We start from the raw sequence: 22,086 nt of genomic DNA on the forward strand, positions 1-22,086 counted from the left end.
GGGCGAAGCGGGTGGTCACGACCACCGGCGTTCGTGCGGTAGTGTTGTCCTCGTTGCCGGGGGAAACGCCGCAGGGTGTGGACCTGGTGACGAGAGCAAGGGGCTGTGGCGCAGCTGGTAGCGCACCTCCATGGCATGGAGGGGGTCAGGGGTTCGAGTCCCCTCAGCTCCACCCTCGTGAAGGGCCCGGACTTCGGTCCGGGCCCTTCGGCGTTCCCGAGGGACCCGCGGGGCCCCTGACCTGCACGACTACGATCGCGCTGTGACGCAGCAGGAGGCGGCGCTGCCCGCGCGGGACGCCGAGCGGACCCGCCGGGACCTGCTCGACGTGGCCACCGAGGTGTTCGCTCAGGACGGCTTCGCCGGGGCCCGCGTCGACGAGATCGCACGCCGGACCCGCACGACGAAGCGGATGATCTACTACTACTTCGGCAGCAAGGACGGCCTGTACTCCGCGGTCCTGGAGCGCGCCTACCTCGGGATCCGCCAGGCCGAGCAGCGCCTCGACGTGGGGGACCTCGCGCCGCAGGAGGCCATGCGCCGGCTCGCCGCGCTGACGTTCGACCACCACGTCGCCCACGAGGCCTTCATCCGGCTCGTCGCCATCGAGAACATCCACCACGGGGAGTTCGTCAAGCGGCTGGAGTCGGTGCGCACGGCCTCGGCGCCCGCCCGTGACCTCGTCGCCGAGATCCTGGCCCGCGGGGAGGCGGCGGGGGTGTTCCGCGGCGACGTCGACGCCCTCGACGTCCACATGCTCATCAGCGCCTTCTGCGTCTTCCAGGTCGCCAACAAGCACACCTTCGGGCACCTGTTCGACGTCGACCTTGCCGCGCCCGACCGCCTCGAACGGTCGCGCCGGGTGCTCGGCGACGTCGTCGTGGGGTGGCTCGCGGCACGCTGACCGCCGGTTGACCGCGGCGCGGGCGTCTGCTCTACTCCCTGAACGTACCGGTTAGTCCATTGAGCGTCCGCTCGGCCGACCGGGACGGCAGGAGACCGACGAGCCGCTCGAGGGAGAGCCCGGCCATGTCCCACGCAGTGATCGACGACCCGCTCGTCCCCACCCCGGCGCGGGGCGGCCGCCCCTACCTCGTGGGCCTGGTGGGCACGGGCGTCGGCCCCTCGCTCACCCCGCCCCTGCACATGGCCGAGGCGGCGGAGCTCGGGCTGGGCTACGTGTACCGGACCATCGACCTCGCCGACCGCGGGATCGCCCCCGACCGCGTCGGGGAGGTCCTGCGCTGGGCCCGCGACCTCGGGTTCGACGCGCTCAACGTGACGCACCCCTGCAAGCAGCTCGTCCTGCCCCACCTCGACGCCGTCGCCCCGCTCGCAGCGGCGCTCGGTGCCGTCAACACGGTCCTCTTCACCGCCGACGGCTCCGTCGGCCACAACACCGACACCACGGGGTTCGAGGCCGCCTTGCGCAGCGAGCTCGACGACGCGCCGCGGGGACACGTCGTGCTCGTGGGCGCCGGGGGAGCGGGTGCGGCGGTCGCGGACGCGTTGCTGCGCTGCGGCACGGAGCGGCTCACGGTCGTCGACGTCGACCCCGGCCGCGCGCGGGACCTCGCCGGTTCCCTCCAGGGCCGCCACCACCGCGAGGTCCGCCCGGCGGCCACCGCCGACCTCGCCGACCTCGTCCCCGCCGCCGACGGCGTCGTGCACTGCACGCCGACGGGCATGGCCGAGCACCCCGGCACCGCCTTCGCGGTCGACCTGCTGCGCCCCGCGACGTGGGTCGCGGACGTCGTCTACCGGCCGCTGAAGACGGCCCTGCTCACCGCCGCCCGGGCCGCCGGGTGCCGCACGCTCGACGGCGGGCACATGGCCGTGCACCAGGCCGTCGGCGCCTTCGAGCTCATCACCGGGCGCCGCCCGGACACCGCGCGGATGCTCGCGCACCTGCGCGCCCTCGTGCGCGCCGTCTGACTCGCGCGCCCCACTCCAGCGCACCGAACTCCCCACCCGTTCCGTCGTCCGCACCGTCGGAGGTCACCGTGGACAGCAGCACGCCGGTCGAGGCACCGGTCGAGAAGACCCCCCGCAAGGCCGCGCTCGCCAGTTTCATGGGCAGCGCCGTGGAGTACTACGACTTCTTCCTCTTCGGTTCCGCCGCAGCGCTCATCTTCCCGACGGTGTTCTTCCCCGACGCCGGGAACGCGGCCCTCGTCCTGTCGTTCGCGACGTTCGGCGTCGCCTACGTCGCCCGGCCGCTGGGCGCCGTCGTCCTCGGCCACTTCGGCGACCGCGTCGGTCGGCAGAAGGTCCTCATGTTCACGCTCGTGCTCATGGGGCTGTCGACGTTCGTCATCGGCTGCCTGCCCTCCCACGACCGGATCGGCTGGCTCGCACCGGCTCTGCTCGTCGCGTGCCGCGTCATGCAGGGGTTGTCCGCGGCGGGGGAGCAGGCCGGGGCGTCGTCGCTGACGCTCGAGCACGCCCCCGACGACCGGCGGTCCTTCTTCACGTCGTGGACCCTCACGGGCACCCAGGGCGGGCAGATCCTCGCGGCCCTCGTCTTCATCCCCGTCGTGGCGCTGCCCGACGACGTGAAGTACAGCTGGGGGTGGCGGGTCCCGTTCTGGTTGAGCGCTCTCGTCGTCCTCGTCGCCTACCTCATCCGCCGGTCCCTGCACGAGACGCCGCAGTTCCAGCAGGCGAAGGCGTCGGGCCAGATCGCCCGCATGCCGCTGGCGGTCCTGGTGCGCGAGCACTGGCGCGACGTCCTGCGCGTCGTCGGCTGCGCCACGGTCGCGGCCGTCTCGACCGTCTTCGGGAACCTCGCCATCGCCTACGGCAAGGAGGTCGGCGTCAACGAGGCCATCACGTTGTGGCTCGTCGTCGTGGCCAACGCCGTCGCGCTGCTGACGCAACCGCTGTTCGGCCGGCTCGCCGACCGGATCGGCCGCAAACCCGTGTTCGTCTACGGTGCGCTGTCCTCGGCCGCCCTCATGCCGTTCTACCTGCTGTCGATGAGCTCGGGGTCGGAGGTGCTGACGTTCGTCCTGGCGGTCGCCACGTTCTCCTGCGGGTACTGCGCGGCGAACGCCGTCTGGCCCTCGTTCTACGGGGAGATGTTCGACGTGCGGGTCCGGTTCTCCGGCATGGCCATCGGTACCCAGCTGGGGTTCCTGCTGGCCGGTTTCGCCCCGAGCATCGTCACCGGGCTCGGTGGGGTGCGCGAGGGCGGCTGGGTCGTCATCAGCGTCTTCACCGCGGTCGTCGCCGTCGTGGCCTCGCTGTCCGCGCTGACCGCCCGGGAGACCCGGTCGGTGCCGACGGCCGAGCTCGGCCGCCCGGTGCGTGCCACCGCCCCCGGCGAGGTCCGCGTCTGAGCCCTCACCAGGTCTGGTCGAGCCCGCGCAGCAATGCCTCGACGACCCGGCTGACGGCGGCCTGCGACCCGTCCTGCGCCGGCTGACCGGCCCGCGAGGTCGCCGCCACCAGCACCTGCCGCCGCTCCCGCCGGGCCACCCCGACGAGGGCGGCGGTGCCGTACCGGCCGCTGGCCACGGCGTGGGTGAGCGTCCACCCGCCGCGCAGCCGGTCCGACGGCAGGAGCGCGGCGAACCGCAGCCGCGCGGCGGGTTCGAGGACGTCCCCGAGCAGTACCGCCCCGTACCCGAGGGCCAGGGCCCGCGTCGTCGTCGTGTCCCGCGGGTCCCAGGGCTGGGCCGAACACGAGTCGGGGGCGCGACGGTCGACGCGGGTGCGCCGGTCCCCCAGGGCCCGGCAGAAACCGGTGACGGCCGCCGCGCCCCCGGCGCGCACGACCAGCAGGTTCGTCGCGGTGGCGTCACCGCGGCGCAGGGCGGCGTCGCCGAGGCCCGCGACGGTCATCCCCGTCTGCACGTGCCAGGCGCAGACGGGGGTCGAGCCCACGAGGTCGTCGGTGGAGTACCGGACGCGCTCGTCGAGGACGGCCGGGCCGTGGGCCCGCAGCAGCTTGGCCAGGGCCGTCCCCGCGGGCAGCGTCAGCACGGGCCGCAGCAGGTCGGGCCGGTGCCCCGTGACCCTCCCGGTCAGCAGGTCCAACGCCCAGATCGTCACCTCGTCCGGCTGGCCCCCGAGGGTGGCCACCAGCCCCGTGCCCGCGGCGGCCAAGACCACCGACCGGCGCGACACGTGGGGAGCTCCCGGCGAGACGTCCATCCCTCACCTCCCGGCCCGCCACCGTGCGAGGCGTCCAGGGTGCGTCCGGGGGGCGGCGGTGCGCCAGCCCCCCGGACGTGCTCGCGTCAGCGCGTGGGCTGCCAGCCCAGGGCCGGGGCCACGTGCTCGACGATCGAGCGCATGAGGTGGGTGTTGTAGTCCACGCCCAGGGCGTTCGGGATGGTCATGAGGAGCGTGTCCGCCTCGCGCACGGCGGCGTCCTTGGCGAGGTCCTCGGCCACCTGGTCGGGGTCGCCGGCGTAGGTCTTCCCGAAGCGCGCCAGGCCCGGTTCGCCGAGCGAGCCGACCTGGTCGACCGAACCGCGGTCGCGGCCGAAGTACGCCTCGTCGAGGTCGTTGACGATGGGCATCACGCTGCGGCTCACCGAGATCCGCGGCTCGCGCTCCCAGCCCGAGTCCCGCCAGACCTGCCGGTACAGGGCGATCTGCTCGGCCTGCAGTTCGTCGAACGGGACGCCCGTGTCCTCCGTCAGCAGCGTCGAGCTCATGAGGTTCATGCCCTGCTCGGCCGCCCAGCGGGCGGTGGCCCGCGTGCCCGAGCCCCACCAGATCCGGTCGGCCAGGCCGGGGGACTGCGGCAGCACCGGCAGCTGGACGCTGCGGCCGGTCATGCGCGGGTTGGACTCCGCGACGCCGGCGCCGGCGATCGCGCGGCGGAAGACGGCGGTGTGCCGGCGGGCCATGTCGGCCTCGGTCTCGCCCTCCGCGGGCACGTACCCGAAGGTCGCCGGCCCGTGCAGCGCGGGCTCGGGTGACCCCCGGCTCACGCCGAGCTGCAGCCGGCCGTCGGAGATGAGGTCGGTCTGCGCCGCCTCCTCGGCCATGTAGAGCGGGTTCTCGTACCGCATGTCGATGACGCCGGTGCCCAGCTCGATGCGGCGGGTGCGGGCGGCCATCGCGGCGAGGACCGGGAACGGCGCGGCCTGCTGGCGGGCGAAGTGGTGCACCCGCACGTAGGCGCCGTCGAAGCCGAGCTCCTCGGCGGCCACCGCCAGCTCGACGGTCTGGACGAGGGCCTCGCGCGCGGTCCGTGCGGCCGAGCCGGGGACCGGTTGGTAGTGCCCGAAGGACAGGAAACCGATGCGCTTCACATCGTCATTGAACCATCAACAACCATGTCCTGTTCCACAATGGGCCGGTGACCTCCCCAGCGACCTCCCGCGAGCTGCCCGACCGGATCACCAAGGACACGCGGCTGTGCCTGTCGCTGTCGGGGCGGCCGAGCAACCTCGGCACCCGCTTCCACAACTTCCTCTACGCCGAGCTGGGCCTCGACTTCGTCTACAAGGCGTTCACCACGGACGACCTGCCCGCCGCGGTGGCCGGCATCCGCGCGCTCGGGATCCGGGGCGCGGGCGTCTCCATGCCCTTCAAGGAGGCCGTCATCCCGCTCGTCGACGAGCTCGAGGCCTCCGCCGCCGCCATCGACTCCGTCAACACGATCGTCAACACCGGCATCGACACGCCCGGGGACGGCCGCGCGCACCTCGTCGCGTACAACACCGACTACCTCGCCGTCGCCGGTCTCCTCGCCCAGCACGGCATCACCCCCGCCGGCACGCCCGGCGCCGCCGCGGTCCTCGGCAGCGGCGGGATGGCCAAGGCCTCCCTCGCGGCCCTGCGCGACGCCGGCTTCCCCGACCTCCTCGTCGTCGCCCGCAATCAGGCCACCGGTGCCCGGCTCGCTGCGCAGTACGGCGCCCGGTGGCTGCCCGCGCTCGGCGACGTCCGACCCGACCTGCTCCTCAACGCCACCCCGGTCGGCATGGCCGGTGGGCCCGCGGCGGACGACCTGCCCGTGCCGCGGGCCGCCGTCGAGGCGGCCGGCGCCGTCGTCGAGGTCGTGGCCGTCCCCGAGGACACCCCGCTCGTCCGGCTCGCCCGCGAGCTCGGCACGCCGCTCGTCACGGGGACCGAGGTCGCCGCCTGGCAGGCCGCCGAGCAGTTCGCGCTGTACACCGGGGTCCGGCCGAGCGCCGACCAGGTCCGCCGAGCGGGTGAGTTCTCGCGGCGCGCCGTGTGAACCGCGGCCGCTCGGGCCGCACGGCCCCGGGGACGCCCCCATGATCGAAGCATGTCCTCACCCGCTCGCCGTCTCCAGCCCGGCTCCGGTGGTGCCGAGGGGGAGAGGGTGACCACTGCGCCCGGACCCCGCGACGCCGGAGCCGGCGACCCCGCCGCGCCCCAGCCCGAACCCGCCACGACGGGTTCCGGGTCCGACGCCGCCCGCCGGGCCACCGGGGGCCTCGACGGCCGCGGCCGCACCGCCGCGCTCGTCCTCGTGCCCGTCACCGGGGGCGTCGCCGTCGCCGTCGCGGCGGCCGTCGCCTCGACGTCCGTCACGCTCGTCGTGGCCCTCGTCGCGCTCGGAGCCGTCGCCGTGGCGCTCGCGGTCGCCCTCGCGCTGACCGTCCGCGCCCACCACGAGGCCGAGCGCTCCGTGGGCTCGCTGCTCGCCGCCCTCGAGGCCGCCCGCGACGAGACGGTGCAGGACACCGTCACGGGATTGCTCAACCGCCGCGGCCTGGTCCTCGTCGGGCACCAGGTGCTGGAGTCCGCGCGCCGCTCCGGCGGTGCCGTCCACGCGTGCATCGTCGAGGTCACGCCGGGCGTGCAGCTCGGCGGCGGCAGCCGGACGGTCGAGGAGGTCCGCGCCGCGCGCGAGGCCGAGTGGGCCGCGGCCGCCACCGCGCTGCGCGGGGCGACCCGCACGTCCGACGTCGTCGCCCGCGAGGGGGAGGGCCGGTTCGTGGTGCTGGGCCCGGGGGCCGGGCTGCACGCGCAGGAGCTCGAGCGCCGCATCCGCGTCGGCCTGGCTCAGAGCCGGCTGGCCGGTGGCGGGGAGCGCGCGCCGCGGCTGGCCGTCGAGGCCGGCGCCGCGGTGCTGGCGCCGTGGGACGAGGGCGGGGTGAGCGACCTCCTCGTGCGGGCCGAGCAGGCCCTGGCCCAGCGTCGCGCCCTGCGCCGCAGCGTCCCCCAGCACGGGTGGGGCCGCCGTCGCAGCGACCGCGGCGACCGCAGCGCGCGCCCGGAGCGCCCCGGCGCCTGACCGTCTGGGCCCGTCCGCCACGGAGTAGGCTGTCCGGGTGTCCTCCCGCCGACTTCCCAGCCGGTGCTGAGCTGCTGCGACCTCGCAGGTGCTCGCACCGAGACCCCTCCTGCGCGAGGGGTCTTCCGCTGTCAGGGGCAGGTCGCAGGTGCGGGACGCACGCGAGCACCGGGAGGACGGGATGACTGACGTGTCGGTTGAGCAGACCGAGGAGCACGACGAGCAGCGCTACGACGCGTTCGCGTTGCAGGAGAAGTGGTTGCCGGTCTGGGACGACCTCAAGCCCTTCCGCAGCGGTGAACCGGGCGACGATCGCCCCAAGAAGTACGTGCTCGACATGTTCCCCTACCCCTCCGGCGACCTGCACATGGGTCACGCCGAGGCGTACGCGCTGGGCGACGTCATCGCGCGGTACTGGATGCAGCGCGGTTTCGACGTCATGCACCCGATCGGCTGGGACGCGTTCGGCCTGCCCGCCGAGAACGCCGCCATCAAGCGCGGCCTGGACCCGCGGCAGTGGACGTACGACAACATCGCCCAGCAGCGCGCCTCGATGCGCCGCTACGCCTGCTCCTTCGACTGGGACCGCGTGCTGCACACGTCGGACCCGGAGTACTACAAGTGGAACCAGTGGCTGTTCCTCAAGCTGTACGAGAAGGGCCTGGCCTACCGCAAGGACTCCCTCGTCAACTGGGACCCCGTCGACCAGACCGTCCTGGCCAACGAGCAGGTCCTGCCCGACGGCACGTCCGAGCGCTCCGGCGCGAAGGTCGTCAAGAAGAAGCTGACCCAGTGGTACTTCCGGATCACCGAGTACGCCGACCGGCTGCTGGACGACCTGGACCGCCTGGAGGGCCAGTGGCCGTCCAAGGTCATCTCGATGCAGCGCAACTGGATCGGCCGCTCCACGGGCGCCGAGGTCGAGTTCGTCATCGAGGGCCGCGAGGAACCCGTCACGGTCTACACGACGCGTCCGGACACCCTGCACGGGGCGACGTTCATGGTCGTGGCGGCGGACTCGGACCTGGCCGAGGAACTGGCCGCGGGGTCCGCACCGGAGGTGCGGGAGGCGTTCGAGGCCTACCGCACCACGGTGCAGGAGACCTCGGACATGGACCGCCTGGCCTCGGAGCGCGAGAAGACCGGCGTCGACCTGGGCCGGTTCGCTGTGAACCCCGTCAACGGTGAACGGCTGCCGATCTGGGCCGCCGACTACGTCCTGGCCGACTACGGCACCGGCGCCATCATGGCCGTGCCCGCCCACGACCAGCGCGACCTCGACTTCGCCCGCGCGTTCGACCTGCCCGTCCGCGTCGTCGTCGACGTCCGCGACGCCGACGGGAACCCGCTGCCCGACCCCGCGGAGTCCGGCGAGGCGACGGCGGGCGACGGCGTGCTGGTGAACTCCGGTCCGCTGGACGGCCTGGACAAGAAGGCCGGGATCGCCCAGGCGATCGAGGTCCTGCAGGCCGAGGGCACGGGCCGCCCGGCGAAGAACTACCGCCTGCGCGACTGGCTGATCTCCCGCCAGCGCTACTGGGGCACCCCGATCCCCATCGTGCACACCGAGTCCGGTGAGGTCCCCGTCCCCGAGGACCAGCTGCCGGTGCTGCTGCCGCCGTCGGAAGGCCTCAACCTCACGCCCAAGGGCACGAGCCCGCTGGGGGCGGCCGAGGACTGGGTGAACGTGCCGAGCCCGGTCGACGGGTCTCCCGCGCGCCGCGACCCGGACACGATGGACACGTTCGTCGACTCGTCCTGGTACTACCTGCGGTTCGTCTCGCCCGACGACGACACGAAGCCGTTCGACACCGACCTCATCGCCCAGTGGGGTCCGATCGACCAGTACGTCGGCGGGGTGACCCACGCGATCCTGCACCTGCTCTACGCGCGGTTCATCACCAAGGTCCTGCACGACCTGGGGTACCTGCCGTTCGACGAGCCGTTCACACGCCTGCTCAACCAGGGCATGGTGCAGATGGACGGGTCGGCCATGAGCAAGTCCAAGGGCAACCTGGTCCGGCTGTCGGACCAGCTGGAGGAGCACGGCGTCGACGCCATCCGGCTGACGATGGCGTTCGCGGGTCCGCCCGAGGACGACATCGACTGGGCCGACGTGTCCCCGTCGGGCTCGGCGAAGTTCCTGGGCCGCGCGTGGCGACTGGCGCGCGACGTCACCTCGCCCGTGGGCGCCGACGTCACGACCGGGGACGTCGCGCAGCGCCGGGTGACGCACCGGACGCTGCACGACGTCGCCCAGCACGTCGAGGCGTTCCGCTTCAACGTGGCCGTGGCGCGCGTCATGGAACTGGTCAACGCCACGCGCAAGGCGATCGACTCCGGCCCGGGTGCGGCCGACCCCGCCGTCCGCGAGGCCACCGAGGTCGTCGCGCTCGTGCTGTCGCTCTTCGCCCCCTACGTCGCGGAGGACATGTGGTCCCTCCTCGGCCACGAACCCGCCGTGGCGCGGGCCGGGTGGCCGGCGGTCGACGAGTCGCTGCTCGTCGAGGACACCGTCACGTGCGTCGTCCAGGTCAAGGGCAAGGTCCGCGACCGCCTCGAGGTGGCCCCGGACATCACGCAGGAGGCGCTGCAGGAGCTGGCGATGGCCTCGGAGAAGGTGCAGTCGGCGCTCGCCGGTGCGGGGATCCGGACGGTCGTCGTCCGGGCCCCCAAGCTGGTCAACATCGTCCCGGCCTGATGACCGGCATCCTGCCGCCGTCCACCCCGCGGCTCGTGCTGCGGCGGTGGACGGCAGAGGACCGGGAGCCCTTCGCGGACCTCAACGCCGACCCCGAGGTGACGCGGTACGTCTCGGCGGTGCCCGACCGCGCCGCGTCGGACCGGCTGGCGGACTACGCCGACGGCTGCTTCGACCGACTCGGGTACGGGTGGTCGGCGGTGGAACGCCGGGACACCGGTGAGTTCATCGGGTTCGCCGGGCTGCACCGGATGCGCTGGTACCCCGACGACGTCGAGATCGGCTGGCGGCTCGCGCGGTCGGCCTGGGGTCAGGGGTTCGCGACCGAGGCCGCCCGGGCCTGGGTCGAGCACGCCCGCGGGCTCGACCTGCCGCGGCTCATCTCGGTCGTCGACCCCGGCAACACCGCCAGCCTCGGCGTCACCAGCAAGCTGGGGATGGTCGAGGGCTGGCGCGGTGAGCGGGAGGCGCGGCCGCACGTCGTCATGGTGCTCGAGTTCTGACGGCCGCCCCCGTGCTCAGCCGGGGATGAGGCCGGGCAGTTCGGTCTCGGCGATCGGGAACCCCGGGAAGCGGGTCAGTCGCAGCAACGGGATGGCCCGCATCATGGCGCCGTGCTGCGGGTCGAAGAGCATGCCCGCCCACGGGGTGCCGTCGATGCGCTCGCGGACCGCCGTCGCCGCGTCCGGGTGCTGCAGCCAGACCTCGAGCTCGGAGTCGAGCTGCAGGGGCACGGTCACCCCGTCGCCGGGCAGTTGCACCGTCGTGGCGAGGCGGACGTCGCGCGAGGAGGCGCCGACGCGGATCCCGAACTCGCCGCCCTCGACGACCCAGCGGCCGGTCGCGCTGTGCCAGAACGAGAACGCGCGCTCGTCCAGCTCGACCGCCACCTCGCGGGCCTCGCCGGGTTCCAGGCTCACGCGGGCGAAGCCCTTGAGTTCCGCGTCCGGCCGGAACACCGTCGCGTCGACGTCCGCGACGTACACCTGGACGACCTCGCTGCCCGCGACGTCCCCGGTGTTCGTGATCGTCACGCGCACGTCGACGCCGTTCCCGCGCGCCTCCACCCGCAGGTCGGAGTACCCGAACGTCGTGTAGGACAACCCGTGCCCGAACGCGGCGGCGACGGGCAGGGAGTGCGCGTCGTACCAGCGGTACCCGATGAGCAGACCCTCGCCGTAGCGCACGTGGCCGTGCTCGCCGGGGAAGTTCCCGACCGTCGGGTTGTCGCGGTAGTGCAAGGGAACCGTCTCGGCGAGCTTGCCCGAGGGGTTCGCGACGCCGGTCAGCAGGTCCGCGACGGCGCTGCCGCCAGCCTGCCCGCCGAGCCAGCCCTCGAGGACGGCGGGGACGGTGTGCTGCCAGGGTTCGAGGTTCACCACGGACCCGTTGGCCAGCACGACGACGGTCCGCGGGTTCGCCGCCACGACGGCGTCGAGCAGGTCGAGCTGCTCCGGCGGCAGGTTCGTGTGCTCGCGGTCGTAGCCCTCGGACTCGTACGAGGCGGGCAGGCCGAGGAACAGCACGACGACGTCGGCCGCGCGCGCGACGTCGACGGCTTCGGCCACCAGGGCGCGCGCCTGCTCGCCCGTCGCGTCGTCCGGGTCGGCCTCGGGCACGTAGCCGGGCGCGAACGTCACGTCGCGGGACCCGTCGAACTGCGCGCGCAGGGCGGTGAGCGCGTCGTCGAGGCGGGTCGGGTTCACCTGGGAACTCCCCGCGCCCTGGTAGCGCGGCGTGCGGGCGAACTCGCCGACGACGGCGACGGTTCCGCCCGTGGCGGCCAGCGGCAGGACCTCGTCCTCGTTCTTCAGCAGGACCGCGCTCTGGAGGGCGGCCTCGCGGGCGAGGGCGTGGTGCGCGTCGACGTCCACCGTCCCGCGGTCGGCGAGCGCCGGCCTGGCCTTCTCGACGAGTTCCAGGACGCGCAGGACGGCGCGGTCGAGGTCCTCGGTGGACAGGGTGCCGGTGCTGACGGCCTCGAGGATCCGCTGGGTGCCGGCACCCGACGACGACGGCATCTCCAGGTCCAGGCCCGCGCGGACCCCGTCCTCGCGCACGTTGACGGCGCCCCAGTCGGAGACGACGAGGCCGGAGAAACCCCACTCGCCGCGCAGGACGTCGGTGAGCAGCCACGGGTCCTCGGAGGCGTAGACGCCGTTGATGCGGTTGTAGGAACACATGACCGTCCACGGCTGCGCCGTCGTGACGACGCGCTCGAAGGCCGTCAGGTAGATCTCGCGCAAGGTCCGCTCGTCGACGTCGGCGGAGACCGTCATCCGCTGCGTCTCCTGGTTGTTCGCCGCGAAGTGCTTCAGCGACGTCCCGACGCCCTGGCTCTGCACGCCCTCGACGAGGGCGGCGGCGAGGTCGCCGGCCAGCACCGGGTCCTCGGAGAGGTACTCGAAGTTCCGTCCGCACAACGGCGACCGCTTCATGTTGACGCCGGGACCGAGCAGGACGGAGACGCCCTCGGCGCGGGTCTCGCGGCCCAGGGCCTCGCCCACGCGGCGCAGCAGGTCGACGTCCCACGAGGAGGCGAGCCCGGCCGCGGGCGGGAAGCAGGTCGCCGGGACGGAGTTCGCGAGCCCGAGGTGGTCGCCGCCCACGGCCTGCTTGCGCAGCCCGTGCGGGCCGTCGGTGACCATGAGCGCGGGGATGCCCAGGCGTTCGACGGGCTCGGTGTGCCAGAAGTCGGAGCCGTCGAGGAGGGCGGCCTTCTCCTCCACGGTGAGTTCCGCCAGCAGCTCCGCCGGGGTTCGCGTGACGTCGGTGTCGGTCATGGTCGCAGGCTACGCCCAACACCTACCGGGTGGAAGGTATTGGTGGTAGGGATGTGCTGTGGCCGCACGCGGGGAGTACGCCAAGGGCAGGGCCCGGCGCGAGCAGATCCTCACCGAGGCCGTCGGACTCTTCGCCGAGTCCGGGTACCGCGCCGCGTCCCTGCGTGACCTCGCCGCCCGCTGCGGGCTGACCCATGCGGGACTCCTGCACCACGTCGGCAGCAAGCAGGCGCTGCTCCTCGCCGTCCTGGAGCAGCGCGACGTGGAGGACGCCTCGCTCGTGGGGTCGGGCCCGTCGCTACCGGGGGAGCAGCAGCTCGAGGCGCTGCTCGACGTGGTGCGCCGCAACGTCTCCCGCCGCGGGGTCGTCGAGCTGTTCTGCGTGCTGTCGGCCGAGGCGACGTCCCCCGAGCACCCCGCCCACGCCTTCTTCGACGAGCGCTACCGCCGGGTCGTGGCCGCGCTCACCGCGGCGTTCGGCGACTGCGGGCACCCGGCGCCGGCATCCGCCGCGCGACGGCTCGTGGCGGTCATGGACGGGCTGCAGGTGCAGTGGCTGCTGCACCCCGACGACGTCGACATGGTTGCGGAGGTGCGGGCGCAGGTGGAGCGGGAGCTGGCGCGTCCACCGGGGTGAATCCGCCCTCGTCCGGCACTGGGTCGCTCTACCGTCGATGAGTCACCACAGGACGACGCGGAGTGAACTGATCATCGATGGGCAACGGCAGCAGGACGCCGACTCGGCGCGGTACCGGGAAGACGGTCGCCCTCGCCGCGTGCCTCGGGATGGTCGCGCTGGTCGGCGTCGTCTCGTCCTTCGTCGTCGGCGGGGCCGCGTCCGCAGTGGGGAGCCTTCTCGCGGTGGTCGGTCTCACGGGTCTGCTCGTGGGGTCGTTCGCCGTGGTGGTGGGGCACTTCCGGACCGCCGGACTGGCGGGGCGCAGGGCCGGTGCCGTCCTCACCGTCCTCAGCCTCGTCGCGCTCGCCGGTGGGGGTGCCCTGGCGGGCGGCGACGCCCCCGCGGACACCGTGGCCACGGCGGCCCCGACCCCCGCCGAGACCCCCGCCACGACCCCGGCCACGACGCCCGCGACCGCTGCCGCCCCGATCCCGTCGGCCACCACGACGACCTCGACCACCGACGCGGTCCTCGCCCTGGCCGCCCCCGGGACCGCCCTCGCCGCGCTCGACACCCTGGACGTGAAGGGCAGGGCCCCCAAGACCGGGTACTCCCGCGACGCCTTCGGCGCCGCCTGGACCGACACCGACCAGAACGGCTGCGACACCCGCAACGACGTCCTGAACCGCGACCTGATCGCCCTCACGTGGACGGACGCCGTGCACTGCACCGTGGCCGCCGGCGCACTCGCCGACCCCTACAGCGGTGACGTGATCGCGTTCACCCGCGGCGGGTCGACCTCGGCGGCAGTCCAGGTCGACCACGTCGTGGCCCTGTCCAACGCCTGGCAGACGGGCGCGCAGTCGTGGGACGCGGCGACGCGCACCGCGTTCGCCAACGACCCGCTGGGACTGCTGGCGGTCGACGGGCCGCTGAACGAGCAGAAGGGCGACGGCGACGCCGCGACGTGGCTCCCGCCGAACACCGCCGTCCGCTGCGACTACGTCGCGCGCCAGGTCGCGGTGAAGGCCGCGTACGGGTTGTGGGTCACGCCCCCGGAGCGGGACGCCATCGCGCGCGTGCTCGGGACCTGCCCGGCTGAACCCCTTCCCGTCCGCTCCGCGTTCGCGGCGCTCGTCGCGGCACCGGTGCCGGTGCCCGCCGCGCCGTCCGCCTCGGCGCTCGCCCCCGCCGGGGACGCCCCGGCCGAGACCAGTGCCGACGTCCCCGCGGGCGCGTCGGCGATCTGCCGGGACGGCACGTCGTCCTACTCCGCGCACCGCCGCGGCACCTGCTCGCACCACGGGGGTGTCGACACGTGGCTGTGACGCAGGCCCGCGGTGCGGACCACTCGCGGCGGCCGCGCGTGGTGGGGTACCCCGCACGGGCATGGTGACCGCCGGAGTGGACCTGTCGACCCAGCGGGGCAAGACAGCCGTCGCCGTCGTCCGCTGGGACGGCGGCTCCGCCCGCGTCACGGATTGCTTCCGGCCGGTGGACGACGGCTTCGTCCTCGACCTGGTGCGCGGCGCGGCGAAGGTCGGCGTCGACAGCCCGCTGGGGTGGCCGGACGAGTTCGTGCGTTTCCTGACGGACCACGCGGCGTCGACCGCCGAGGTGCGCGCGGGGGAGACCGGCGAGGAGCAGCGCCGCCGACTGACGTGGCGCCTGACCGAACAGGTCGTCCGGGCGGCCGGGCACCAACCGCTGACGGTGGCGGCCGACAAGATCGGTCACGTCGCGATGCGCGCGGCGCGGTTGCTGGCCCTGCTCGGGGCGGAGCAGCTGCCCGTGGACCGGGCGGGTTCCGGTGTCGTCGTCGAGGTCTACCCGGCCGCGTCGCTGAAGCGTTGGGGTTTCGCTCACCGGCAGTACAAGGGGGCGGCGAACACCGGTGCCCGGCTGGCCCTGGTCGAGGAGCTGTGCCGGCGGTTGCCGTGGCTGGACCTCGGTCTCGCGGCCGACGCCTGCCGCGCGTCGGACGACGCGCTCGACGCCGTCGTCGCCGCGCTGACGGCTCGTGCGGCGGCGCTGGGGTTCGGCACCGCGCCGACTGCGGATCAGCGGGAGCAGGCTGCTCGGGAGGGGTGGATCGCGCTGCCGACCTGCGAGACGGGGCAGCTCCTCGCCGGGTGACCCTGGGTTCGGAGTGTGGATGCCGGCGGGCCCGTGACGTCCCGGGATCCACAGAGGGCGCGGGGGACCCGTCGTCCACAGGTGGGTCCTCGTTCGGACCGGTGAGGCCCCTGTCGGCCTAGGTTTCCGGGGTGCCCACGTCCTCCTCCCGTCGCGACGCGGCGGTCCGCGCCCGCGCTCTGGCGGTGCGGCAGTTCCGGTCCGCGGGGGACGACCCGGAGGACCAGGACGAGTTCGAGGACGAGGACGAGGACGAGTTCGAGGACGAGTTGGACGCACCGCGGGTCGCCCCGGGCGTCGTCGGCGAGTGGTCGCGGCGCCTGGCCGACCGCACTCCGCCGGGGTTGCGCGCGGTGCGGGTGCGGGTCGGGCCGCGGGCGGTGGCGGGTGCGGTCCTCGTGTGTGTCCTGGTGGCGGCGGGTCTCGGGTTCGCAGCGTGGCGGTCCTGGCCCGATCCCGCTGTGCAGCAGGGGCAGGCGCTGCCGGCGAGGACCGCGCCGGTCGCGGCGGCGACGCCCCTCAGCACGCCGTCGCCCTCGTCGGCGACGGGTCCCGCCTCCGTCGTCGTGCACGTCGCGGGCCGCGTCCTCCGGCCGGGGGTCGTCACCCTGTCCGCGGGCAGTCGGGTGGCCGACGCCCTGACGGCAGCGGGCGGTGCGGCCGCGGACGCGGACCTCGACGCGCTGAACCTCGCGCGCGTCCTCCAGGACGGCGAACAGGTGCTCGTCCCCGCGCCCGGGCAACCGGGAACCGTCGCAGCACCGGCGGCGGGTCCGTCGGGCGCGGTGGGCGCCCGGGTGGACCTGAACTCCGCCACGGCCGCAGACCTCGACGCCCTGCCGGGGGTGGGTGAGGTACTGGCGGGCCGGATCGTCGCCTGGCGCGAGGAGAACGGCAGGTTCTCCTCCGTCGACGACCTGGGCGAGGTGCAGGGCATCGGCCCGAAGGTGCTCGAGGGCCTGCGGGACCTGGTGAGCGTGTGAGCACAACCGAACGGTCGGAGGTCGTCGGTGCCCGCACCGTCGGGCCGCCGCCGGTCCCCGTCGACCTGCGGCTCGCGGCGGCGGCGGTCGCAGCGTGGGGTGTCGCCTTCCTCGCGACGGGCCGCCCGGACCTCCTCGCGTGGGGGCTCGCGGGTTCCGCGCTCCTGCTGCTGGTCGTCCTCGGAGTGGTGCGCCGGAACGGTCGCGGCGCTCGGGTCGCTCTCGTCCTGGTCGCCGCGACGCTCGTGCTGTTCTCGGTGGTCCTGCAGCACGGCCGGTCCACCGCCGGGGACGTCGAGGAGCTGGCAGACCGTCGGGTGTCGGGCGAGTTCTCCGCCGTCGTCACCGCCGATCCGCACGCCCTGCCCACCCGCCGCGACGGGGAACCCCCGCGCGTCGTCCTCGACGTCCGGCTCACCTCGGTGGACGCGCGGGGCGCCACGCGGGGGCTCGCCGCCCCCGCGACGGTGTTCGCCGTCGCCGAGCGGTGGCGGGACGTGCGGTGGGGCGACCGGCTCACCTTCCGCGGCCGGCTCGGTACCGCCGACCCCGGCGAGCGGTCGGTCGTGGTCGTCTCGGCCGGCGACCTGGTCCGCACCGACCGTCCAGCGGGGTTCCTGGAGCTGTCCGAAACCCTGCGGACGGGGTTGCGGCAGGCCGTTTCCGGGCGGTCGGCCGACGTCCGCGGGTTGCTGCCCGGGCTCGTCGTGGGGGACACGTCCGCGCTGCCGCCCGACCTGGAAGCCGCGATGCGGTCGGTCGGCCTCACACACCTCACCGCGGTGAGCGGCTCCAACACGACGCTCGTCGTGGGGTTCCTCGTCCTGGCCGCGTCGTGGGCGGGGTTCGGGCGACGGTCCAGGCTCGTCGTGGCCGGGGTCGGGTTGGTGGGTTTCGTCATCCTGGCCCGTCCCGAACCCAGTGTGCTGCGTGCGGCCGTGATGGGCGGCGTGGGCATGGCGGGGCTCGCGGCGGGGCGGCCGACGCGGGGGATCCCGGTCGTGGGGGCCGCGGCGCTCGTGCTGCTGGTGGCCGACCCGTGGTTGGCGCGGGAGTTCGGGTTCGTGCTGTCGGTGCTGGCCACGACGGCCCTCGTCCTCCTCGCCCGGCCGTGGGCGGAACGGTTGACGCGGGCGGGGGTTCCGCGGGTCGTCGCGTACGCGGTCGCCGTTCCCGTGGCGGCGCAGGCGGTCTGTGGTCCCGTCGTGGCGCTGCTGCAACCGGCGGTGAACGTCGTGTCCGTCCCGGCGAACATCGCCGTGGCGCCCGCCGTCGGCCCGGCGACCGTGCTCGGCCTGGCCGCGACCTTGCTCTCCCCGCTGTGGCCGGCCGGGGCTGCCGTGGTGGCCTGGCCGGCGGGGTGGTGCGCGGCGTGGATCGCCGCGGTCGCGCGGTTCACCGCCCAGGCGCCGACCTCGGTGGCGGTCCCACCGGGCGTCGCGGGGGCGCTCGTGGTCGTGCTGCTGACGCTCCTCGTTCTGGGCGCCGCGGCGGCCGTGCTGCGCTGGCGGCATGGTCCGGGCCGCCGGTGGCCGGCCTTGGCCGTGGTGCTCGTCCTGTCGGCGGCCCTGCTCGTGCGGTGCGCTCCGCGGTGGGGCGGCCCAGCGGGTCCGTGGCCGCCGCCGGACTGGCTCGTCGTCGGCTGCGACGTCGGCCAGGGCGACGCGGTCGTCCTGCGGTCGGGGCCGACCTCGGCGGTGCTGGTCGACGCCGGACCCGACGACGTCCTCGTCGGCGGGTGCCTGGACCGGCTCGGGGTGGACCGGCTCGACGCCGTGGTGCTGACGCACTTCCACGCCGACCACGTGGGCGGCTTCGCGGGGGCGCTCGCCGGCCGGGAGGTCGGGGTCGTCCACGTCTCCCCGCTGGCGGTGGAACCGGCCGCCGGGCGGGTGCGCGAGCAGGCCGGGTCCACGCCGGTCGTCCCGCTGACCGCGGGGGACACCGGGGCCGCCGGGGCGGTGACCTGGACGGTCCTCGGCCCCGAGCCGGAGGCGGCGCGGGTGCGGGCGCCGGACTCGGCGCAGGTCAACGACTCCAGCCTCGTCCTGCTGGCCGACGTGCAGGGCGTGCGGGTGCTGCTGACCGGGGACGCCGAACGCGACGAGCAGCGGGCGGTGCTGGCGCGCTGGCCGGCCGGCGTCGTCGCCGACGTGGTGAAGGTCGCCCACCACGGCTCCCCGACCCAGGTGCCGCAGCTGTACGCGACGGCCCGGCCGCGGGTGGCGCTGGTGGAGGTGGGCGCGGTCAACGACTACGGCCACCCCGCGGCCTCGACGCTGGACGTCCTGGCCGCCACGGGCGCCCGCGTCCTGCGCACCGACACCGGCGGGGACGTCGCGGTGGCGGGGGCGGCGTCGGCGCTGCGGACGCTGGAGCGCGGGCCGGACCCGCGGGAGGCCGAGCGACGCGCCCGGTACGGCAGCGGGTGAGGCCCCGGGTGCCCGCCGACGCGTCGTGGTCGGCACGATGTCCCGACAGTCCCACCGACCGGAGGCCCCAGTGCTCGTCCTGCACGACGTCCGTCGCCCAGCTATCGGAGATGACGTCGTCGACGTGGCGCTCGCGGACGGTCGCGTCGTCGCCGTCGGCGCCGGTCTGGCGCGGACCGCTCCCTGGTCGGCGGCCGAACGCCTCGACGCCGGCGGTGCCGTGCTGCTGCCCGGGTTCGTCGACAGCCACGTGCACCTCACGCAGTGGGCCGCGGCCCGGCGCCGCATCGACGTCCTGTCCGCGCGGTCGGCGGCGGAGGCGGCCACGCTCCTGCAGACGGGGGCGGGGCCAGGGGAGGACCTCGTCGTCGGCCACGGCTACCGCGACGCGCTGTGGGACTCACCGCCGCACCGCGACGTCCTCGACGCCCGGTTCGGCGAGCGTCCGGTGCTCGTCGTGAGCGCGGACCTGCACGCCGTCTGGGTGAACTCCGCCGCGGCCCGCCGGTTCGGGGTGCAGGACCCGACCGGGGTCCTCGTCGAGGCGCCGGCCATGGAGCTGATGACCCGTGCGGGCACCGTGGGCGACGCCGTCCAGGACCGCTGGATCGCCGCGGCCACGGCGGCCGCCGCGGCCCGGGGCGTCACGGGCCTGGTGGACCTCGAGTACGCGCCGGTCGAGGCGTGGACCCGCCGCGCCGCACCCGCCGTCCGCGTCGCCGCGGGCGTCTGGCCGGACTGGCTGGAGGAGACGATCGCCGCGGGCCGACGGACCGGGGACGTCCTGGCCGGCGACCGCGTCCACGTCGGGCCCGTGAAGTTCGTCGTCGACGGCTCGCTCGGCACCCGCACGGCGTTCTGCCACGAGGAGTACCCGACCGGCGGTCACGGCATCCTGCGCATCCCGCCCGCCGAGCTGGAGGCGTCCCTGCGGCGCGCCACGGCGAACGGCTTGCACGTCGCCGTCCACGCGATCGGGGACGACGCCGTCCGCGTGACGCTGGACGCGTTCGAGGCCGTGGGGTGCCACGGCAGTCTCGAGCACGCCCAGCAGGTCCACCCCGACGACGTGCCGCGGTTCGCGCGGCTGGGCGTCGTGGCGAGCGTCCAGCCCCGCCACGCCGTCGACGACCGCGACGCGGTCCACGTGCACTGGCCGGAGGGCGCCGACCGCGCCTACCGGTTCGCCGACCTGCACGCCGCGGGCGCCGAGCTCCGCCTCGGCTCCGACGCCCCGGTCGCCCCGCTCGACCCGTGGGACGCCCTGGCGAGCGCGGTGCACCGGACCGTCGACGAGCGCGAACCCTGGCACCCCGACCAGCACCTGCGGTTCGACGTCGCCCTCACCGCCGCCTGCGGAGGCCGGCGCGGGGTGTTCGTCGGGGACGTCGCCGACCTCGTCCTCGTCGCCGACGACCCGGCGCGCACGTTCGCTGTCGGGGGAGCGGAGGCGTTGCGGCGCAGCGACGTCGTGGCCACGCTCGTGGGTGGGGTCGTCACGCACCGCTCGGGGTGAGGTCGACCCGGACCGCGCCGGTGCGCCCGTCGCGGACGAGCCGGCCGCCCTCGAACAGCTGCTGAGTCCCGCCCGGCACCGCGGTCTCCTCCGCCACCGGGTACCCCAGCGCCGAGGTCTCCCAGCCCAGCCGGCCGTACTCGCGCAGCAGGTCCCCGACGACGCTGGCGAACCGCTTCTGCCCCGTCGCGCCGCCCGACAGGTAGGCGTTGCCGCCGGAGAACGCCTGCACCGCACCGGTCGTCCCGAACCGGTTGGGCTGGGGCAGGCCGAGCTCGGACGCCGCGGGGTAGCCCAGGGATGACCGCTCCCACCCGCGCGAGGCCCAGTACGCGCGGAAACCCCAGCCGGAGCCGACCACCTCGTGGGCGCCGGTCGCCGGGCTCCAGTAGATGCTCGTGTCGTTGGCGAAGTCGTTGTACCGACCGACTCCGTCGGGAGTGCTCAGCTCGTCGGTCACGGGGTAGCCGAACCGGCGGACGAGGCTGAAGTCGGACGTGTCCCGCCCCTGGTAGTAGGCCGCGATGGCCCCCCGTACGACGTGCGGTTCGACCTTCCCCGGCAGCGGGGCGTAGATCGCGCCGAACTGGAACCGCTGGCGCCAGCTGTCGCGGTCGTTGACGGCGTCGCGCCGGTACCAGAACGGCTCGTTGTCGCTCACGGGCCAGCCCAGGTATCCCTTCTCATAGCCGTGGCGGGCGTAGGTGTCCAAGAGGGGCCCGCGGTACACGTCTCCGGCGCCGAACATCGACCGGTACCGCACGGCGTTCTCGAAGTGCTGCCAGGAACCGGCGTGCGTGCCGTCCGGGTTCTGCACGTCGCCGCCGTCGTCGGTGGGGTAGCCCGGGCCGGGGTTCCAGGTCGTCCCGTCGAGCCCGATGCCGTAGGGGTAGCCGTAGACCACGTGCGTCCCCGTCGCCGGGCTCCAGAAGATCGACGCGTTCTGGAACGTCGAGTAGAAGCCAGACCCGTCGGCGACCTCCACCTCGCTGGTCTCGGGGTCCAGGAGCCGGCCGCGAGCGCCGCCCTCAGCCCGCCACCGGTCGGCGATGACGCCCCGCACGACGTGCGTCGTGCCGTCGGCGAGCACGACGACGTCCCCACCGGTCGCCTCGTGGACGGTGGTGCCGCGCCACCCCTGTGAGGTCCGCCCGGTGAGCGCGCCCACGGACTGCGGGGCCCCCGCCGCGTTCGCGCCGGAGGACAGGTACTCCTGCAGCTCGGGCCAGGCGTCGCAGGCCGGGACCGTGACCGGACGCTGGGCCACCGGGTCGCCGACGGCGTCACCGGCCGGGTCGGTCGCCTGGAGCCGCACGGTGACCTGGCCCGCCCGGACGGGCAGCTGGACGTGCTGGGCCTGCCACCCCGGTTGCGCGGCGCGCACGTACGGGGCCAGGCCGCCAGGGTCGGTGCCCAGCCGGTAGAGCGCGGTGTCGGGAGCCCGCCACGCGACGTCGAGCACCGGGCCGGTGACCACGCAGTGCGGCGCCACCCGCAGCGCCGGCTCGGCGCGCGGCCCCCGCACCACCGGCGTCGCTCCGGCCGGTGCGGCGACGGAGGCCAGCACCCCCGCCGCCACCAGTCCCGACAGGATCCACCGCGACCGCACTGCACTGCCTCCTCGAAGGGTTGAAGACTCAACGGTAGCGACGCACGGTCCCGCTCACGTGACGTTTGGTGACATGACC

At 74.7% G+C, this 22,086-nt stretch carries 17 protein-coding genes and 1 tRNA gene; 14 read left to right on the forward strand and 4 right to left on the reverse strand.

Annotated features, from left to right (window positions below; genetic code table 11):
• Positions 1 to 99: 99 nt before the first annotated feature.
• The 4 genes from ACFEMC_RS06415 (at position 100) to ACFEMC_RS06430 (ending at position 3,341) form a co-directional block, all read left to right on the forward strand.
• Positions 100 to 172, forward strand: a tRNA-Ala gene (locus ACFEMC_RS06415).
• Between the two features lie 90 nt (positions 173 to 262).
• Complete coding sequence (locus tag ACFEMC_RS06420; protein WP_367635782.1) at positions 263 to 904, forward strand: TetR/AcrR family transcriptional regulator; 642 nt, start codon at positions 263 to 265, stop codon at positions 902 to 904.
• A 125-nt stretch (positions 905 to 1,029) separates the two neighbouring features.
• A complete protein-coding gene (locus tag ACFEMC_RS06425) occupies positions 1,030 to 1,935 on the forward strand; it encodes a shikimate dehydrogenase (protein ID WP_380174672.1) in 906 nt (301 codons plus the stop codon).
• 137 nt (positions 1,936 to 2,072) lie between these two features.
• The gene (locus ACFEMC_RS06430) at positions 2,073 to 3,341 is read left to right on the forward strand and encodes an MFS transporter (protein ID WP_380176630.1); all 1,269 of its coding nucleotides are present in this window, start codon (positions 2,073 to 2,075) and stop codon (positions 3,339 to 3,341) included.
• Between the two features lie 4 nt (positions 3,342 to 3,345).
• On the opposite strand, the gene ACFEMC_RS06435 is transcribed toward ACFEMC_RS06430, so the two are convergent.
• Positions 3,346 to 4,158 carry a serine hydrolase gene (locus ACFEMC_RS06435; RefSeq protein ID WP_380174674.1) on the reverse strand — a complete coding sequence of 271 codons (813 nt, stop codon included), beginning with the start codon at positions 4,156 to 4,158 and terminating at the stop codon, positions 3,346 to 3,348.
• A gap of 86 nt (positions 4,159 to 4,244) precedes the next feature.
• Entirely contained in the window at positions 4,245 to 5,270 is a 1,026-nt protein-coding gene (locus ACFEMC_RS06440; RefSeq protein ID WP_380174676.1) for an LLM class flavin-dependent oxidoreductase, read from the reverse strand.
• A 74-nt stretch (positions 5,271 to 5,344) separates the two neighbouring features.
• Here ACFEMC_RS06440 and ACFEMC_RS06445 point away from each other — a divergent pair, with 74 nt between their 5' ends.
• The 4 genes from ACFEMC_RS06445 (at position 5,345) to ACFEMC_RS06460 (ending at position 10,432) form a co-directional block, all read left to right on the forward strand.
• Entirely contained in the window at positions 5,345 to 6,202 is an 858-nt protein-coding gene (locus ACFEMC_RS06445) for a shikimate 5-dehydrogenase (protein WP_380176632.1), read from the forward strand.
• Positions 6,203 to 6,310: 108 nt separating this feature from the next.
• Positions 6,311 to 7,228, forward strand: a complete 918-nt coding sequence (locus tag ACFEMC_RS06450) for a GGDEF domain-containing protein (RefSeq protein ID WP_380174678.1) — start codon at positions 6,311 to 6,313, stop codon at positions 7,226 to 7,228.
• Between the two features lie 181 nt (positions 7,229 to 7,409).
• Positions 7,410 to 9,929 (forward strand): leucine--tRNA ligase, encoded by a 2,520-nt coding sequence (gene leuS / locus ACFEMC_RS06455; protein ID WP_380174680.1) that lies wholly within the window; start codon positions 7,410 to 7,412, stop codon positions 9,927 to 9,929.
• A complete protein-coding gene (locus ACFEMC_RS06460) occupies positions 9,929 to 10,432 on the forward strand; it encodes a GNAT family N-acetyltransferase (protein WP_380174682.1) in 504 nt (167 codons plus the stop codon). The genes leuS and ACFEMC_RS06460 overlap by 1 nt, the downstream gene beginning before the upstream one ends.
• A 15-nt stretch (positions 10,433 to 10,447) precedes the next feature.
• Here ACFEMC_RS06460 and ACFEMC_RS06465 read toward each other — a convergent pair whose 3' ends face one another.
• On the reverse strand, positions 10,448 to 12,712 hold the full coding sequence (locus ACFEMC_RS06465; protein ID WP_380174684.1) for a glycoside hydrolase family 3 C-terminal domain-containing protein: 2,265 nt from the start codon (positions 12,710 to 12,712) through the stop codon (positions 10,448 to 10,450).
• A 58-nt stretch (positions 12,713 to 12,770) separates the two neighbouring features.
• Between ACFEMC_RS06465 and ACFEMC_RS06470 the strand changes: the two genes are divergently transcribed.
• From ACFEMC_RS06470 to ACFEMC_RS06495, 6 genes are all read left to right on the forward strand, one after another.
• Positions 12,771 to 13,349, forward strand: a complete 579-nt coding sequence (locus ACFEMC_RS06470; protein WP_380174686.1) for a TetR/AcrR family transcriptional regulator — start codon at positions 12,771 to 12,773, stop codon at positions 13,347 to 13,349.
• 224 nt (positions 13,350 to 13,573) lie between these two features.
• Positions 13,574 to 14,659 (forward strand): DUF3761 domain-containing protein, encoded by a 1,086-nt coding sequence (locus ACFEMC_RS06475; protein ID WP_380174688.1) that lies wholly within the window; start codon positions 13,574 to 13,576, stop codon positions 14,657 to 14,659.
• Between the two features lie 61 nt (positions 14,660 to 14,720).
• Entirely contained in the window at positions 14,721 to 15,467 is a 747-nt protein-coding gene (locus tag ACFEMC_RS06480) for a DUF429 domain-containing protein (RefSeq protein ID WP_380174689.1), read from the forward strand.
• Positions 15,468 to 15,598: 131 nt separating this feature from the next.
• Positions 15,599 to 16,450, forward strand: coding sequence for a ComEA family DNA-binding protein (locus ACFEMC_RS06485; protein WP_380174691.1), 852 nt, complete (start codon positions 15,599 to 15,601; stop codon positions 16,448 to 16,450).
• Complete coding sequence (locus ACFEMC_RS06490; protein ID WP_380174693.1) at positions 16,447 to 18,882, forward strand: ComEC/Rec2 family competence protein; 2,436 nt, start codon at positions 16,447 to 16,449, stop codon at positions 18,880 to 18,882. Before ACFEMC_RS06485 ends, ACFEMC_RS06490 begins: the two co-directional genes overlap by 4 nt.
• A gap of 70 nt (positions 18,883 to 18,952) precedes the next feature.
• Positions 18,953 to 20,398: an amidohydrolase gene (locus ACFEMC_RS06495; protein WP_380174694.1), complete on the forward strand. Its 1,446-nt coding sequence runs from the start codon at positions 18,953 to 18,955 to the stop codon at positions 20,396 to 20,398.
• Here the strand turns inward: ACFEMC_RS06495 and ACFEMC_RS06500 are convergent.
• The gene (locus tag ACFEMC_RS06500) at positions 20,379 to 22,007 is read right to left on the reverse strand and encodes an LGFP repeat-containing protein (RefSeq protein WP_380174696.1); all 1,629 of its coding nucleotides are present in this window, start codon (positions 22,005 to 22,007) and stop codon (positions 20,379 to 20,381) included. The two genes, ACFEMC_RS06495 and ACFEMC_RS06500, sit on opposite strands and share 20 nt — an antisense overlap.
• Positions 22,008 to 22,086: the final 79 nt, after the last annotated feature.

Source organism: Kineococcus sp. DHX-1 (assembly GCF_042473625.1).
GTDB lineage: Bacteria > Actinomycetota > Actinomycetes > Actinomycetales > Kineococcaceae > Kineococcus.